Source organism: Caballeronia terrestris (genome assembly GCF_001544515.1).
Classification (GTDB): Bacteria; Pseudomonadota; Gammaproteobacteria; order Burkholderiales; family Burkholderiaceae; genus Caballeronia; species Caballeronia terrestris.
In genome coordinates this window covers 1-13,696 of the sequence record NZ_FCOL02000044.1, presented here as the reverse complement: position 1 = coordinate 13,696, position 13,696 = coordinate 1, and the positions used below count along the sequence as shown (strand labels likewise).

The window sequence follows — 13,696 nt, the reverse complement described above, 5'->3', positions numbered from 1 at the left end:
AAAATGGAAGACAAACGCTTGACTGGCGAACGCTATTCGCTACACTTCGAGGTGTGCACTCGTGACCCGATTGGCGTCGGGAAGCGTAACGGGCGAACGACAGTTAAGCCCGATATTCAAAAGCCTTCGGTTGGCGCCGAAGGCTTTTGTCTTTCTGAAGCAGTAAATCTACATAGCCGACCTCTAAGGTGGTTGTTTCTAAGTCGTTGATTCTTAAGAAAACTCTACTAGAGCTTCTACATCCGTTGCGTGCACTTTCGCTAAGTCGTTGATTTAACGAAAGAACCTACTAGAAACTCAACCGCTGGCGTCTTCGCTAAGACTTTGGTTAATGAACACGGAAATTCGTCGCGCCCATTCACTGGCGTCTGCTGCGTCTTTTTCGAAAAATCGAACGCCCACGACCCCATTTCGAGCCGAGATTTCGCAAACCTTCCGCTTTCCTGCCCTGATCACTGTTGGTGACGTAGGCGCTGTGCGCGGCTTCTCGGTGGCAAAAGCAACGGCGCGGTCCTGGGTAAAGCTTTCATCGTCCACAAGCCGGCGAATAGCTTCCACTACCTTTTCCGTCTTCCCCGCATCTGCAAGTGCCGCGAGTTTCTGGGCCGCATTACTTCCCAGTCGCTCGGGCTTCTCGGAAAGTGCGGCCTTGGCGGCGTCGGGGAGAGCATCGAATGAGAAGATCCGCGTTACGTGACTTTTGCTGAGGCCGGCACTTCCGGATATCTCAGTGCGCGACAGTCCGGAAATTTCCTGGAGCCGCTTGAAGTTCCAGTATTTTTCGAAGTCCGTGAGTGACGGCGAAAGCAGGTTCGAAAAGAAGGCGGCAAACTCGATCTCGCCTTCTTCAATCGACGCGATGTTGGCGCGGATACTCTTCCGTCCGAGTTCGCGATACGCCGCCACGCGATTGTGGCCGGCGACGATTTCAAACCGGTCGTCGGGTAGGGCTCGGACGAGGATAGGCGTCGCGAGCGCGTGCTGCGCCAAGTTGTTCTTCAATTCCTGAAATTGCTCGGAAGTCAGTTTGCGTCGTCTGCCGTTGACTTCGACTAACGAGTCCAGCCCGACCTCGAGCGCCGCCTTCTCTTCAAGCTGCGTTTCCAGTTCCTTGATTCGCGCCTGCGCCGAGTTGATCCGGTTCTGCGCGTCCATCAATCGGCCCGGCGACGTCCGCGGTTCCGGGTTCACCGGCCTGGGCGGGCTCGCATCCGCTGGCTTCGAGCCAACGTTCGCCGTTTTTGCAAGTAGTCTGTCCCCGATGCCCATTTAAGCCTCCGATTTGTTCCATGAGCGCACGAACTGCGCATCGAGATGCTCTGCCAGCCGATCCAACGGTTCCTTGAAACGGTTGTATGCCGCCGTACTTCCGTCCGGTTTCGAAAGGTCGTACACCGTTGAGAGTTGCGCGGACGCGCCCTTCGGGACCGTTGACTCCGGAATTTCGAATGGCAGCACGCGATCGCCGTAAGCCTTCTGAAGCCATCCGCGGACGACGCGCGAAACATCGTCCGATTTCGCCTTGGTCATGATCACGTTCACAAAGTCGAAGCGCTTTTGCTCGAGTACGCCTGGCAGTTTCTTCGCGATATCCGCGAACAAATGCCAGAACTGAGTCGAGCTGGCGAAGTCCAGCGCTTCGGGAGGGCAGGGAAGCAAAATCGCATCCGACGCCAGCAAAGCGTTGATCGTGAGATAACTGAGAGCAGGCGGCGTGTCGATGACGATGACGTCGTAGTCCGATGCCAGGGGCGTGAGTCCCTTCTGCACGATCTCCCAGAATTCGAAAGTGCTGTCGTTCAGCACCTTCGCGGGGATTTCGAACTCGGCATCGAATAGCGATGACGACGCGGGAATCAAGTCCAGGTTGTGCCAGTACGTTTCCTGCACGGCATAGTGCAAGGTTTGCTGATCGCCATAGATGAGTGGCAGGAGGGTCTGGTCGTCGGAGATCTCGGCGTCGGGTGCCCACCCGCAAAGCTGCGTGGTCGTTCCCTGCGGATCGCAATCGATGACCAGTACTTTGCGCCCGAGCAGCGTTAGCGCCTGCGCGGCCGACACGGCCGTCGTGGTCTTCGCGACGCCACCCTTGAAGTTTGCGACCGTGACGATGCGTCCGCGTTTACCCTGAGGTCGCTGCGGCCGCTCGGACGTCGCTTGAACCCATGTGAGCGTCTCGGCAAGCGTAAATTCCTTGCTCCGCCCGGCCCCTTTGGACGTTCCGGGCGGCAAATCGCCTTTCGTAGTGAGATATTGGAAACGTTGTTTGTCCAGGCCGCAGAGCGACGCAACTTGGGCGCTAGTAAAAGTGGGCGCGTTTTTTCGCGGATACGGTTCCAGCATCGCATCGCGAATCTGGTTAAGGATGTCAGTAGCTTGGGCAGCCACTCCCAAGAGCGTTTCGATTGAAACGGATTGGTCGACTTCGGGAAGCCGAGCGCTTAACATGGAATTCGCAGTCACTGGCGGGCCTAGGTAAGCAAAAATTCTTCGGTTTGTGTGGAAGATGTCGCAAACCGAAGAATAAACGGCGAACCGGTAAACCTCAAGTAAACTCTGAAGTGTTGTTTCGAGACGCGCGCGGCTTATAGCGGCCCGTTCGGGGCCGATTTTTTCGGCGGGACGTAAACGCACGGCGGTTTATGTCCTGGAACTGGGGAAGACTTGAACGGTCGCCGTCCGTCAGGCGCATGACGCGTTCGATTGCTGCTTGGAACAGGAATGCGGCCAAGCGGATTGCGCTGCGAGTTACGCTGCCCGGATAAACGGCGCAAGTTCTCACGCCAAAAGTGGAGGCGTTGCCTCGAGCGCAACCGTCTAAGTCTGTCCCCGCCGATGCGCCCCGGAATGTCTCGGTGCGGCGGCCGCTAACGGTCCCTGGTGTCAACCATTCGCTGAACTTACCGGGGAAGAGGCAGTGGGTCGAAGATTTCCGCCGCGGACTCGCTAATTTCATACACCGTGGAACAATCGCTCTCCACAAGCTAACGGATAGTTCTGTTATAAATCAAGCAGTTGCAATCCAAATATGAACATGTTTCACGCTTATCCCGTCTACAAGCATGATTTTTACGCGATTTCCGCAGATTAGACACCTCCGCCTAGACTTTGCTTGGCAAATGTAGCAAGCGTTACAAATTTCATAATTTTGCTACCGTCTAAGATCGCGCTAACCTATTTCCGAGCCGGGCTAGAGACGCACGCCATAACGGTTCCCAAATTGGAAAGACCGAGTTTGCCGTCCTCCGCCTAAGATATCTTTCGGCTTGAACGCGCTCGACGCCGCGAGGCACATTGTTAAAACAGATGGGCAGCCCACCCAGTAACTACAACGCAGTTGCTGCATAACGTCATTTGCATGGGGTCTTCGAGCAAGAAAGCTCGCGCGATTGCTAAGTCAATTTTTTCCACCCAAGCCCCGCACAACCACGTCTTATCCTGTCGGAAACGCGAAACCGTCCTGCACTTTCAAAAGTGACCTGATTCGTATGCGAGATGCTCACGACGTTCTGCTCTCTCGTTGCGGCGATGTCCACGGCGCGACGGATGGACTTTCCTGACTTTGTGCCCGCGATCTTCGACGCCTTTATTGTTTTCATTCGTCGAAGACTGCATGAGATTCAAAATGTTAGGGACTCAAGGACGCCGTGCCTTTCTTTACGCGTGCGCCTCTAGACCGTGGCGTTCGACGCGACGAGTTTCGCTATAAAAGCGATGCTTTGCTCACTTCCCGTAATCGACAGCGGAGCGCCATTGTTCGAAGACATCTTCGACGCGGTCCTACTGAGCAATGTGATCTGCGCCAACCGGTCACGACGTTTTCGCTTCCTTCGCGCACACCCCTGATGGAGATCGACGATCAAGAGCGCTGCGGCTATGAGCGCGATTGCGGGAAGTGACACCCTGCTTTCCACACGTCGAACGCGACGCGAAAATGGCTCGCAAAAATATGTGCAGACGCGGAAGCAGTCAGCAGTACCCGAGTCGGGAGTCGCTTTCCAGCATGCGCGCCTATCGAATGATGACTGGAATGTTCGTTGAACGATCCCAGCAGATTGAGAACCGCAGATATAGTGTGTGATCGTGCCCACGAATATGTCGCTCGAAAACCAAGAGGCTGTGCCGCGCCAGCGGCGTTCGCGACGCGATTGCCTTTTTCGTAGCGGGGCCCATCAGGTTCTTCGACATCGAGCGCTCTTCACTTTCCGTTAGCGACAGGTCGTGGTTGACGTTCGAGCCAACAACGACAACGGGGTTGACGAGAGTCGTGAAATTGTTCATCGCCGCCTCGGCGAGTAAGCTGAAGAAAATCGCGTGAGCCTCCATGAATTTAGCCGAGGCAATCCAGACGGTATCGGCGTAACCACTATGAACATCGACATCGCTGCGATCGATGACACAGCACTTGCCCTTCTTTAGCTTCATGACCGAGACCGAGCATGGAAGAGGTTCGACTGGGATGCGCCAAACAGGCTTTACGAGCAAGGCATGAATGGCGATCCCGTCAATATGCCAAATCTGTGGCGCTCACTGACGAGGGTCTGCGTAAATCCGAGCGTCTCGTCAAGCAACACTCCACGTTTCCCGGAGGCGAGGCTTCTAAGGAAGCAACTCCATGACCATGCTGGAAAGTCTATCCCTTGGTTAAATGATAGGTTCACATCCGTTAGTAGCTTTTATGGGCGAAGTTTCTGGAGCAGGGAAGATTCGACATTCCGACGGTGTACCTCATATACGGACGGAGCCGATGCCGTAAAGAAATCGCGATCATTGATGCAGGCGAAACAGGGCGAACCAACTCACTGTTTCAAGCGACGTAAACGCGAATTCTCAAAGCGTATGACCGAAGCTCAACCCATCGAAATCTACGACCGGTAATCCAACTCGCCACCATCACGGCGAGGAAGTGGAACCGGCATGCCCCGCACTCGAAGTTCATCTTGCGGTATAAGGCGCATCGCGCCGATCGATTCCGCAACTCGTGCAATGGAGCATTGATGCAGTAGCTAAAAAAGGAAGCTCGCGAAGCCTTCGACGCCATTCTTCGAGCGTGCGAAGCCTCGTCGTCGCGATAGAACACTCTGAACTAAAAGAGCAAGGGATCAGTCCCTCGTCTTCGCCACACCGTGTCGATGAGTACCCGCGCACGATGAAAGACAAGTTCATTGCAGGGAAGAGGGCGGTGCGCCGATACGAATCAGGCGTAGCAGAAGAAGGGCATATATTCCTCCTCAGTGGAGAATTGCCATGTGGTCGCGCCAAACCGCGCGGCCAAAACAGCACCGCGCGACAAACACAATTCCCTACGCGACGACAGCCGCCGGTGTTGCACCGTCGACCGAAGCCGATTGCGCCGCTCCGTTGCTCGCGGGCTTGACACGTGCGCGTCGCGTGACAGGCTTGCCCGGTTGGGCGCTTTTGCTCGTAGACGTCGCCTTCTTGCCAGCAGACTTGCGGCTTGTCGTGGTCTTGGTCGAGGCGATCCCGTTGACCGAGCGGGCTTTCTTGGCCGCGACCTTCGTGCTAGCGACGACCGGTTGCGCCGCCGCGCCGTCGATCAAGAACTTCGTGCGGTCCTTCACGTCCTTGATCCAGGCCGGAGGCCGCGCGTGGCCGCTCCAGGTCTCGCCCGTCTTCGTGTTCATGTATTTGGCTGGCAGCTTGCCCTTGGAACTCGCGGTCTTCGAAGCCTTTGAGGATTTGGCGACTCTCTTAGCCGCTTTCGGCGGCGCCGCCTTGCGCGCGGTCTTGCGTCCTGCGTCATGCGCCTCGATGTCGGCGGTCGTCAAACCGTGTTCGTCCATCATCGCGCGAATGTCATTCAAAACCGACTTCGCCGCTTTTGCGGCGATTGTTTCAGCCTGCTTTTGCAGCTTCGCAATCCGTTGCTTAAGCTGTGCGAGCGTTGCCATGGTCAACTCCTAAAAGGGGGTGTTGATCGCACTATGCCACCTTTAGCGCGTTTAGCGAAGGGATCGACCGTATTAAAGATGCAGAGCTAAGAGAAGCTTAAAGCCACTCGCAGTGTCTTTTGCAAAAGCCAAGCAAATGCTTAATCGAATGCATGTGGTCCGCGTGCCATCAAAACGAAGCCGGCCGGTCTGTCCGAACCCCAAACACCAGAGGAAACCAACCTCGCCGCCATTGCACGCCGCGACACGACGCTCCCCGCATTTGGGCGCTATCATTTCCGCTGAGAACGAATTGGAGGTGCGGCGCTCCGGACGTTCCGGGGCCGGTCGGCTGAAAAAGAAGCGCGGTCATGGAAAGCACACTTACGGCAGAAGCGAGCGTCTCGTCAGACGGAAAGCGAGTAGTCTTCGTGGCCGCCGCGCACGGGCAGACGGTGCAGTGCGCTATTACCCGGGACGCGCTCGAAGAGCACTTCTGGTCGCCGATCGGTGCGTCCGACGCGCGGCTCCTGAAGGCGTTCGCGGACGGGCGCAAGCGCATCGCGGCCGCCGTCGAGCGAAAAATGCTACGCGACAAGAGCGCGTCGATCGTGCTTCACGCCGCTGACTTTTCGCACTAAAGACGCATCGCGCCCTCAAATTCAGCTATCTGACACAAGCCTTTAGCGCATCGATCAGATCATGCGGATCGTAAGGCTTGCACAACTGCTGCGCGCCCGCGAGCGCGTGCTCTTCGTCCGATCTCAGCGCGAGATCGCGCACGCTCAAAAAAATCACGCCTGGCGCTGGCATGAGCCGCCGCGCCGCGATGGCGAACCCCACGCCCGACACCCCGCCAAGCCCGACATCGGTCAGCATCACATCGACCGGGCGCTCGCGCAGCACGCGCATCGCTTTCAGGTCCGAGTTTGCCTCAATGACGGCGAGCCCGAAGGTCGCGAGCAGTTCCGTGGTGCTTGAGCGCACGAGGACGTCGTCTTCCACCAGCAGGATCGACAAACGCCGCACCGCCGCTAGGGCCGTGTCGCTTTCGCGCTCCTGCGGCCGGCTGGCAGCAAGCACATTCGACGCCGCGCGCCGGTGCGGATCAGCGAGTACGTGCCACACTTTGCGCGCGAGCGCCTCGTGCGTGTACGGCTTGCTCAACAATTCGATGCCTTCATCGAGCCGACTCGAATGCACGATCGCGTTATCGGTGTAACCCGACGTGAAAAGCACCGCGACGGCCGGCAGCCGCTCGCGCGTCTCGCGCGCGAGTTCCGTGCTGCGCAGCGCGCCGGGCATCGCGACGTCGGTGAAGAGCACGTCGATCGGCACGCCGCTTTCGACGATGGCGAGCGCGCTTTGCGCGTCCTTCGCCCGTAGCACGCGATAGCCGAGGTCCGAAATCTGTATCTGGCTTTGACAGACGAGTGGTTCCGCGCTGGGCCTCGGAGCTTGATGGGGGCTTGCTTCAGCCGTTGCAGGTGGAACGCGATTTGCGCCGTATTCGACGAAGCTTCAGGAGAATTGCAATGACTTACGAACCGACCATCTGCAAGCTGTCGACTCACGTTGCGAACCTTTCATGCTGCACGCAAACGGCTGGGTGCCGAACAACCGGCGGCTGCCGGTGCTGTTGTATCGCGGGGTGATCGGCGGGAAGCAGACGAATCTCGCCAGCCACTTCGAGGCGATGTTCAGCGAGAACGGCTGGCCGCCGCAATGGCGTGACGGCGTTTTCGACTATCACCACTATCATTCGACCGCGCACGAGGCGCTCGGCGTCGCGGCTGGGCGGGCGCAACTGATTCTCGGTGGTCCGGCGGGGCGAATCGACTCCGTGCAGGCGGGGGATGCGCTCGTGCTGCCGGCGGGGACGGGGCATTGTCTGCCTTCCAGCGACGGGCGGTTTCAGGTCGTCGGCGCGTATCCGCCTGGGCAGCAGTGGGATATTCGCCGCGATGCACTGAACGACGAGGAAGTGCGCCGGATGGAAGCGCTACCGTTTCCGTGGAGTGATCTGGTCGGGGGTGAAGGTGGGGGAAGGGGGAGGCTTTGGGTTTGAGCGTCTTGCCGCTCTGACGGCATAAAAAAACGCCCGCCGACCCGCGCGAGCGCTTCTCCCGATTTCAGCCATTTACCGCGCCGACGACCACCCCTTATACGCCCCCACATTCTCCCGGGTAATCAGGGTCGACGGCATCAGGATCAGCGGATTCGCCGGCTTCTGCCCGTTCATGAGCTTGTAACCGACATCGACGGCCGTCTGCGCCATCATCCAGGGATCCTGACTCGCAGACGCCTGAATCAGCGTATCGCTCTTCAGCGCGGTTTCGATATCCGGCGCACCGTCCACGGATGTAATCACCATATCCTTCCGATGCAACTGCTTCGCCGCAAGATCACTGCCCACTGCCTGCGGATCGTTGATCGCAAAAAGTCCATCGACCTTCGGGAAACGCGTCAGATAACCCTGCATCGCGTTCATCCCGCCTTCGCGCGAACCCTTCGCGTCCTGGTCCTCGGAAAGAATCTTGATTCCCGGATTCTTCGCGAGCACCTCCTTGCACCCCTTCACGCGATCGATCACGGCAGATACCTGCGGCCCGTTCTCGATGATCACATTGCCCTTTCCGTTGATCTTCTTCGCGAGAAAATCGCAGGCCAGTTGCCCCGCCTGGATGTTGTTCGTCTGCACGGTGGCATCGGCGCCGGCCGCAGCCACGTCGACGGCTATCACGACGATCCCCGCCGCCCGCGCCTTCTTGACCGCCGGCTCGATCGCCTTGGGATCGGCCGCGTTGAGCAGGATGAGGTCGACCTTGGCCGAGATGAAGTTGTCGATCTGCGTGAACTGCTTGTTCATGTCGTAATCCGCCGATACCGCCTGTACCTTGACGTTCGGATTGATCTGCTTCGCCTTTGCCTCCGCGCCCTTCGAAATCGTCACGAAGTACGGATTGCCGAGCGAGCCGACGGTGATGCCGATCGACTTCAGTTCCTTGTCGGCGGCTTGCGCGGCGGAGGCGCCGAGGCTGCAGCCCAGGGCCAGCGCGATGCTGGCGTATGCGACTTTTTGCTTGAACATGATGTTGTTGTCTCCAGGGTGGTCCGTTGGTTTTGGCGGGAACAAGCGGACCTGCATGTTCCCGTACGCCGTCGCGAAGAATGAAGTGAATCAGGTGCGAGCCGAGCCCCGCTGGCGATAGCGGTCGAGCGCCACCGCGCCGATGATCACGAGGCCCTTGATGATGTACTGCCAGATGTCCGACACGCCGAGCAGCACGAGACCGTTCGTCAGCACCGCGATGATCAGCGCGCCGACCAGCGTGCCGACGATCGACCCCACGCCGCCGACAAAACTCGTGCCACCGAGAATCACGGCCGCGATGGCATCGAGTTCATACGACTGCCCGAGCTGCAAGCCGTTCGCCGCGTAAAGCCGTGCGGACGACATTACCGCGCCGAGCCCGGCGAGCACGCCCGATGCCGCGTACACGAACATCTGGATGCCCCACACCTTGATACCCGAGAGGCGAGCCGCTTCCGGATTTCCGCCGACCGAGTAGATGCGCAGGCCGAGCACGGTACGTCGCAGGATGAACCACGAGAGCGCGACCACGGCGACCGCGATGATCACGAGCCAGGGCACGCCGAGCACCGTGTCGTTGCCGATGAACGCGAACGGCAGACTCGGGTTGAAGATGGTCGTGTCATGCCCGATCAGCCGCGCGATGCCGCGCACCGCGGTCAGCGAGCCGAGCGTGACGATGAACGGCGGCAGCCGCAACAACGCGATCAACGCGCCGTTGATCAAGCCGAACAGCAGCCCGACGAGCAGCGCCGCCGGAATGCCGAGGTAGCCCCAGCCGGGAATCGTCGAAACGATCAGCGCCGTCACCGCCGATGCCGCGAGCACCGAACCCACCGAAAGGTCGATACCGCCCGTGAGAATCACGAAGGTCATGCCCGCCGCGAGCACGACGTTGATCGCGGCCTGCTGCGTGACGATCGACATGTTCTGCAGGCTGAAGAAGCCGTCGGTGACGACGGAAAAGCCGATGCATAGCAGGATCAGCACGGGCAGCATCCCGGCCGTTCGCATCAGCGTCTGCATGCGTTCCTTGTGCTCGATGCGCGATTGCCGCTGGGCCTGGCCCTGGGCCGTTGCGATGACGGGCGCGTCGTGTTCCTGCTTGATGGGATTGCTCATGTCGTCCTCCGGATATATGTGTCGCTAATGTGTTGCGTGTCTATTCAAGCGGCTTCGCCGAGCGCCGGGCGCGACCCGGTGGCGAGTTCGATGATGGCTTCCTGCGTGATCGGCTTGCCGGTGTAGCCACCGAGTTCGCCGGCGAGCGCGCCTTCGCGCATGACGAGCACGCGGTCCGCGGTACCGATCACCTCGGGCAGTTCACTCGAGATGATGATGATGCCGACGCCCGTCTTCGCCAGTTCGTTGATGATCCGGTAGATCTCCGACTTCGCACCGATGTCGACGCCGCGCGTCGGTTCGTCGAGGATCAGCACGCGCGGCTTGGTTTCGAGCAGCCGCGAGAGCAGCACCTTCTGCTGGTTGCCGCCGGAGAGCGCGCCAGCGTTCACCTTCGCGCTCGGCACGCGGATCGTCAGCGACGAGATCGCGTCCCGCGCGCGCGCCGCGCCGCGCTTGAGATCGAGCACGCCCGCGCGCGCATCGCGGCCCGCAACGGCCACGTTGATGTTGTCGCGCACGCTCATGTCGAGAAAGAGGCCCTGGCCCTTGCGGTCTTCGGTCAGATAGACAAGGCCAGCATCGATCGCATCGCGCGGGGTGCGCAGGTTGAGCTTCTTGCCGTCGACCGTCACTTCGCCGCGCGTGCGCGGTTCCGCGCCGAAGATCAGGCGCGCGAGTTCCGTGCGCCCCGCGCCGACCAATCCCGCGATGCCGAGCACTTCGCCCGAGTGCAGGTCGAGGCTGCAACCGCGCACGCGGCCGGTGTCGGCGACGTCGCGCACTTGCAGCACGACCTTGCCCGGATCATAGGGCGCGTGCTCCTTCTTGTAGAAGCCGGAAATATCGCGGCCGACCATCATCTTGACGAGGCTTTCCGCCGACAGATCCGCTCGCTCCAGCGTGCCGACATAGCCGCCGTCGCGCAACACCGACACGCGATCCGACAGTTCATAGATCTCCGCCATCCGGTGACTGATGTAGATGATTGCGAGGCCTTCGGCGCGCAACGTACGGATCAGTTCGAACAGGCGATCGGTTTCGCGCGAGGAGAGCGGCGTGGTCGGCTCGTCCATCACGAGGATGCGCGCCTGCGCATGCACCGCCCGCGCGATTTCGACCAGTTGCTGCTCCGCGATCGACAAATCGCCGACGAGCGTATGCGGCTTGAAAGCGGCGCCGAGGCGCTTCAACACGTCGGCACAGCCGCGCTCCATCGCACCGCGATCGACGAGGCCGAGGCCGTTGCGCAACTCCCGTCCCGCGTGGATGTTCTCCGCCACCGAGAGATTCGGCGCGAGGCTCAGTTCCTGATAGATCACCGCGACGCCGAGATCTTTCGCGGCGAGCGGGCCATCGATTACAACGACCTTGCCGTCGATCAGGATCTGGCCCCCCGGATCGGCCTGATAGGCGCCGGACAGGATTTTCATCAGCGTCGATTTACCGGCGCCGTTTTCGCCCATCAGCGAATGGACTTCGCCGGGGTGGACGGCGAGCCGCACGTTGTCGAGCGCTCGCACGCCCGGGAAGGTCTTGCTGATGCCGCGCATTTCCAGCAGCGCGGGCCTCGAGTCAGGACTGGACATAGTTCACCTCATTCGGATGGGCGCCAGCGCCCTTGAGAATCCCCGCGCGCGGAGAGAAGTTGAAGAACATGGGCAGCGTCGCGGCGCCGATCGCGCCCGCATCGCGGCCAAAGGAGCCGCGCGCCATGACCGGCACGCCGCGTGATTCCGGAGCGTTCGCGGCCATCGTGGCGCGCAGCCGCTCGATCAGCGTATCGAGCAGGCCCGCGTCGACGTCGGCATCGAGCACGACGACGGGCACGTCGAGCACGCACAGCATCGCGCGCAGGGCGGGGGCGAGGGCATCGATGCAGTCGTCGATCCATTCATCGACGGCCGGCAGTTTCCGCGCGATGCAGGCTTCGATATCGGCGCGGCTTTCGATTGATTCGCCCGTGTAGCGCAGGTGACGTGCCAGGGCATTGAGCGACGCGCGCGAAATCAGGATGTCCCACTGTTTGTCGGGCTGCGGCGCCGACGGCAGGCGGCTGGGCGCTACCGGCATCACGCCGATGTCGCCCGCGTTGCCGCTCACACCGCGCAGGCAGTCACCATCGACCGCGATCCCCGCGCCGATCGCCGAGCCGAGGAACAGATAGATGAAATCGTCGCAGTGGCGTCCGCAGCCGTAGAAGAGTTCGGCGATGGCGGCCGAGTTGCCGTCGTTTTCGTTGAACACGGGCAGGCCGATCGCGCGTCCGAGTTCACTCGGGAAATCCATTTCGTCCCAGGCGCGGAAGGTGTCGGCGGGCAGGCTCAGTTCGCGCAGCCAGCTACCGAGATTGAACGGCTGCGCGAGGCCCACGCCCGCGAGACGTTCGCGCTCGCTCGGGGTCAGATGTTCCAGGAGCGCCTGGATGTCGCGCTGCAATATTTCGAGGACTTCAGTCGGATGCGGCAGGACCATGTCGTACGCTGCGCGCGCCAGCACGGAACCCGTGAAGTTGACGAGCACCGTCTCCATGCTCGTGCGATCCAGCCGCACGCCGATGCCGAACGCGCCACGCGGGTCCAGCTTGATGAGCGAGGCGGGCTGGCCGCGTTGGCCGTCGAGACGCCGTCCGGTGAATTCGATCAAACCCGCCTTGCCAAGCGACGTGATGATGCTCCCGACGGCCGTGCTCGTGAGATTCGCGTGGCGGGCGAGATCCGCTTTCGATGCAGGCTCCGTGCGGCGCAGCGCCTGCAGCAGCAAGCGCTCGTTGTAGCGGCGCACGTTGGCCGAATTGCTGCCTTGGCCGATGTGGGGGCTTCTCACGCGTCTCCTCCTGGAAACCAACCGTCGTTTTCTGATTAATTAAATCAAGTTGATTTATTTAATACCGCGCGGAGTCGCGTGTAAAGCAGGGAAATCCCCACCGGGAGCGGGCACGGAAGTTTTTTGGAGCGGGAGAGGTTTTGTTCAGACAGTTCCGCGCGCCTCCGGTGACAAGGAGAGTAGGCGTGACGCGGACAAATAGCACGGACTGCGTTGCGCAGTCCGTCGGAACGAGGGTGTCAGGGACGCGAAGTGCGTCTGCGCCGGGCGAACGCCGCCGCGCCGCCCGGGCCGATACGGCGAAAGCGTTCGCGCTTGTGCTCTTCGTCGAAGTGGGCGAGCGACGGTTTCACGAGATCGCTGCGCGATACGATGCCGATCAGCCGCCGCGTCTCGTTGTCCGCGACAACCGGCAGCCGTTCGAGGCCGTGGACGGCGAGCCGCGTCGCGACCAGCCGGCAGTTTTCGCCCGGCAGCGCGACGACGGGCGCCACGCCGCGCAGCGCATCGGCGACGGTGGAATCCGGATCGAGCGCGAGCGTTGCCCGGTCGACCATGCCTATCACCGCGCCGTCGCGCACCGCCGGATACGCGCGATGCGTCTGCGAGTCGCCGAAGAAGGTCGCGAGCGCGTCGCGCACGGTCAGGCCGGCGTCGATCGTCTGCACGCCGCGCGACATCACCTGGTCGACGTGATGCCGCTCCAGCGGATCGACGCCATATTCGCGATAGATGTGATAGCCGCGCCGCGCGATCTTCTCCG

At 60.7% G+C, this 13,696-nt stretch carries 12 protein-coding genes; 2 read left to right on the top strand and 10 right to left on the bottom strand.

What is annotated here, in order from left to right:
* Positions 1 to 297: 297 nt before the first annotated feature.
* The 4 genes from AWB67_RS25985 to AWB67_RS25965 form a co-directional block, all read right to left on the bottom strand.
* Complete coding sequence (locus AWB67_RS25985) at positions 298 to 1,269, bottom strand: ParB/RepB/Spo0J family partition protein (protein WP_087659087.1); 972 nt, start codon at positions 1,267 to 1,269, stop codon at positions 298 to 300.
* Positions 1,270 to 2,448: a ParA family protein gene (locus tag AWB67_RS25980; RefSeq protein WP_087659086.1), complete on the bottom strand. Its 1,179-nt coding sequence runs from the start codon at positions 2,446 to 2,448 to the stop codon at positions 1,270 to 1,272. It lies immediately after the preceding gene.
* A gap of 1,563 nt (positions 2,449 to 4,011) precedes the next feature.
* The gene (locus tag AWB67_RS25975; protein WP_159964937.1) at positions 4,012 to 4,425 is read right to left on the bottom strand and encodes a hypothetical protein; all 414 of its coding nucleotides are present in this window, start codon (positions 4,423 to 4,425) and stop codon (positions 4,012 to 4,014) included.
* Positions 4,426 to 5,303: 878 nt separating this feature from the next.
* On the bottom strand, positions 5,304 to 5,912 hold the full coding sequence (locus AWB67_RS25965; protein ID WP_087659084.1) for an H-NS histone family protein: 609 nt from the start codon (positions 5,910 to 5,912) through the stop codon (positions 5,304 to 5,306).
* A 350-nt stretch (positions 5,913 to 6,262) separates the two neighbouring features.
* Between AWB67_RS25965 and AWB67_RS25960 the strand changes: the two genes are divergently transcribed.
* A complete protein-coding gene (locus tag AWB67_RS25960; RefSeq protein WP_087659083.1) occupies positions 6,263 to 6,532 on the top strand; it encodes a DUF1488 family protein in 270 nt (89 codons plus the stop codon).
* A 25-nt stretch (positions 6,533 to 6,557) separates the two neighbouring features.
* Here the strand turns inward: AWB67_RS25960 and AWB67_RS25955 are convergent, their stop codons facing one another.
* Positions 6,558 to 7,280, bottom strand: coding sequence for a response regulator (locus tag AWB67_RS25955; protein WP_445344246.1), 723 nt, complete (start codon positions 7,278 to 7,280; stop codon positions 6,558 to 6,560).
* A 199-nt stretch (positions 7,281 to 7,479) separates the two neighbouring features.
* Here AWB67_RS25955 and AWB67_RS25950 point away from each other — a divergent pair, with 199 nt between their 5' ends.
* Positions 7,480 to 7,959 (top strand): cupin, encoded by a 480-nt coding sequence (locus AWB67_RS25950; RefSeq protein ID WP_087659081.1) that lies wholly within the window; start codon positions 7,480 to 7,482, stop codon positions 7,957 to 7,959.
* A 72-nt stretch (positions 7,960 to 8,031) separates the two neighbouring features.
* On the opposite strand, the gene AWB67_RS25945 is transcribed toward AWB67_RS25950, so the two are convergent.
* From AWB67_RS25945 to AWB67_RS25925, 5 genes are all read right to left on the bottom strand, one after another.
* Complete coding sequence (locus AWB67_RS25945; protein ID WP_087659080.1) at positions 8,032 to 8,982, bottom strand: ABC transporter substrate-binding protein; 951 nt, start codon at positions 8,980 to 8,982, stop codon at positions 8,032 to 8,034.
* Between the two features lie 90 nt (positions 8,983 to 9,072).
* The gene (locus AWB67_RS25940; protein WP_087659079.1) at positions 9,073 to 10,107 is read right to left on the bottom strand and encodes an ABC transporter permease subunit; all 1,035 of its coding nucleotides are present in this window, start codon (positions 10,105 to 10,107) and stop codon (positions 9,073 to 9,075) included.
* 44 nt (positions 10,108 to 10,151) lie between these two features.
* A complete protein-coding gene (locus tag AWB67_RS25935; RefSeq protein ID WP_087659078.1) occupies positions 10,152 to 11,696 on the bottom strand; it encodes a sugar ABC transporter ATP-binding protein in 1,545 nt (514 codons plus the stop codon).
* Complete coding sequence (locus tag AWB67_RS25930; protein ID WP_087659077.1) at positions 11,683 to 12,933, bottom strand: ROK family transcriptional regulator; 1,251 nt, start codon at positions 12,931 to 12,933, stop codon at positions 11,683 to 11,685. The genes AWB67_RS25935 and AWB67_RS25930 overlap by 14 nt, the downstream gene beginning before the upstream one ends.
* Positions 12,934 to 13,172: 239 nt before the next feature.
* Positions 13,173 to 13,696, bottom strand: a 524-nt coding sequence (locus AWB67_RS25925; RefSeq protein ID WP_125477670.1) for a CBS domain-containing protein, incomplete at its 5' end; no start/stop codon positions are given.

What these genes read in the sequence shown, in the direction of transcription:
- AWB67_RS25985 (WP_087659087.1), bottom strand. Translation starts at nt 1,269, where the DNA reads ATGGGCATCGGGGACAGACTACTTGCAAAAACGGCGAACGTTGGCTCG.
- AWB67_RS25980 (WP_087659086.1), bottom strand. Translation starts at nt 2,448, where the DNA reads ATGTTAAGCGCTCGGCTTCCCGAAGTCGACCAATCCGTTTCAATCGAA.
- AWB67_RS25975 (WP_159964937.1), bottom strand. Translation starts at nt 4,425, where the DNA reads ATGAAGCTAAAGAAGGGCAAGTGCTGTGTCATCGATCGCAGCGATGTC.
- AWB67_RS25965 (WP_087659084.1), bottom strand. Translation starts at nt 5,912, where the DNA reads ATGGCAACGCTCGCACAGCTTAAGCAACGGATTGCGAAGCTGCAAAAG.
- AWB67_RS25960 (WP_087659083.1), top strand. Translation starts at nt 6,263, where the DNA reads ATGGAAAGCACACTTACGGCAGAAGCGAGCGTCTCGTCAGACGGAAAG.
- AWB67_RS25950 (WP_087659081.1), top strand. Translation starts at nt 7,480, where the DNA reads ATGCTGCACGCAAACGGCTGGGTGCCGAACAACCGGCGGCTGCCGGTG.
- AWB67_RS25945 (WP_087659080.1), bottom strand. Translation starts at nt 8,982, where the DNA reads ATGTTCAAGCAAAAAGTCGCATACGCCAGCATCGCGCTGGCCCTGGGC.
- AWB67_RS25940 (WP_087659079.1), bottom strand. Translation starts at nt 10,107, where the DNA reads ATGAGCAATCCCATCAAGCAGGAACACGACGCGCCCGTCATCGCAACG.
- AWB67_RS25935 (WP_087659078.1), bottom strand. Translation starts at nt 11,696, where the DNA reads ATGTCCAGTCCTGACTCGAGGCCCGCGCTGCTGGAAATGCGCGGCATC.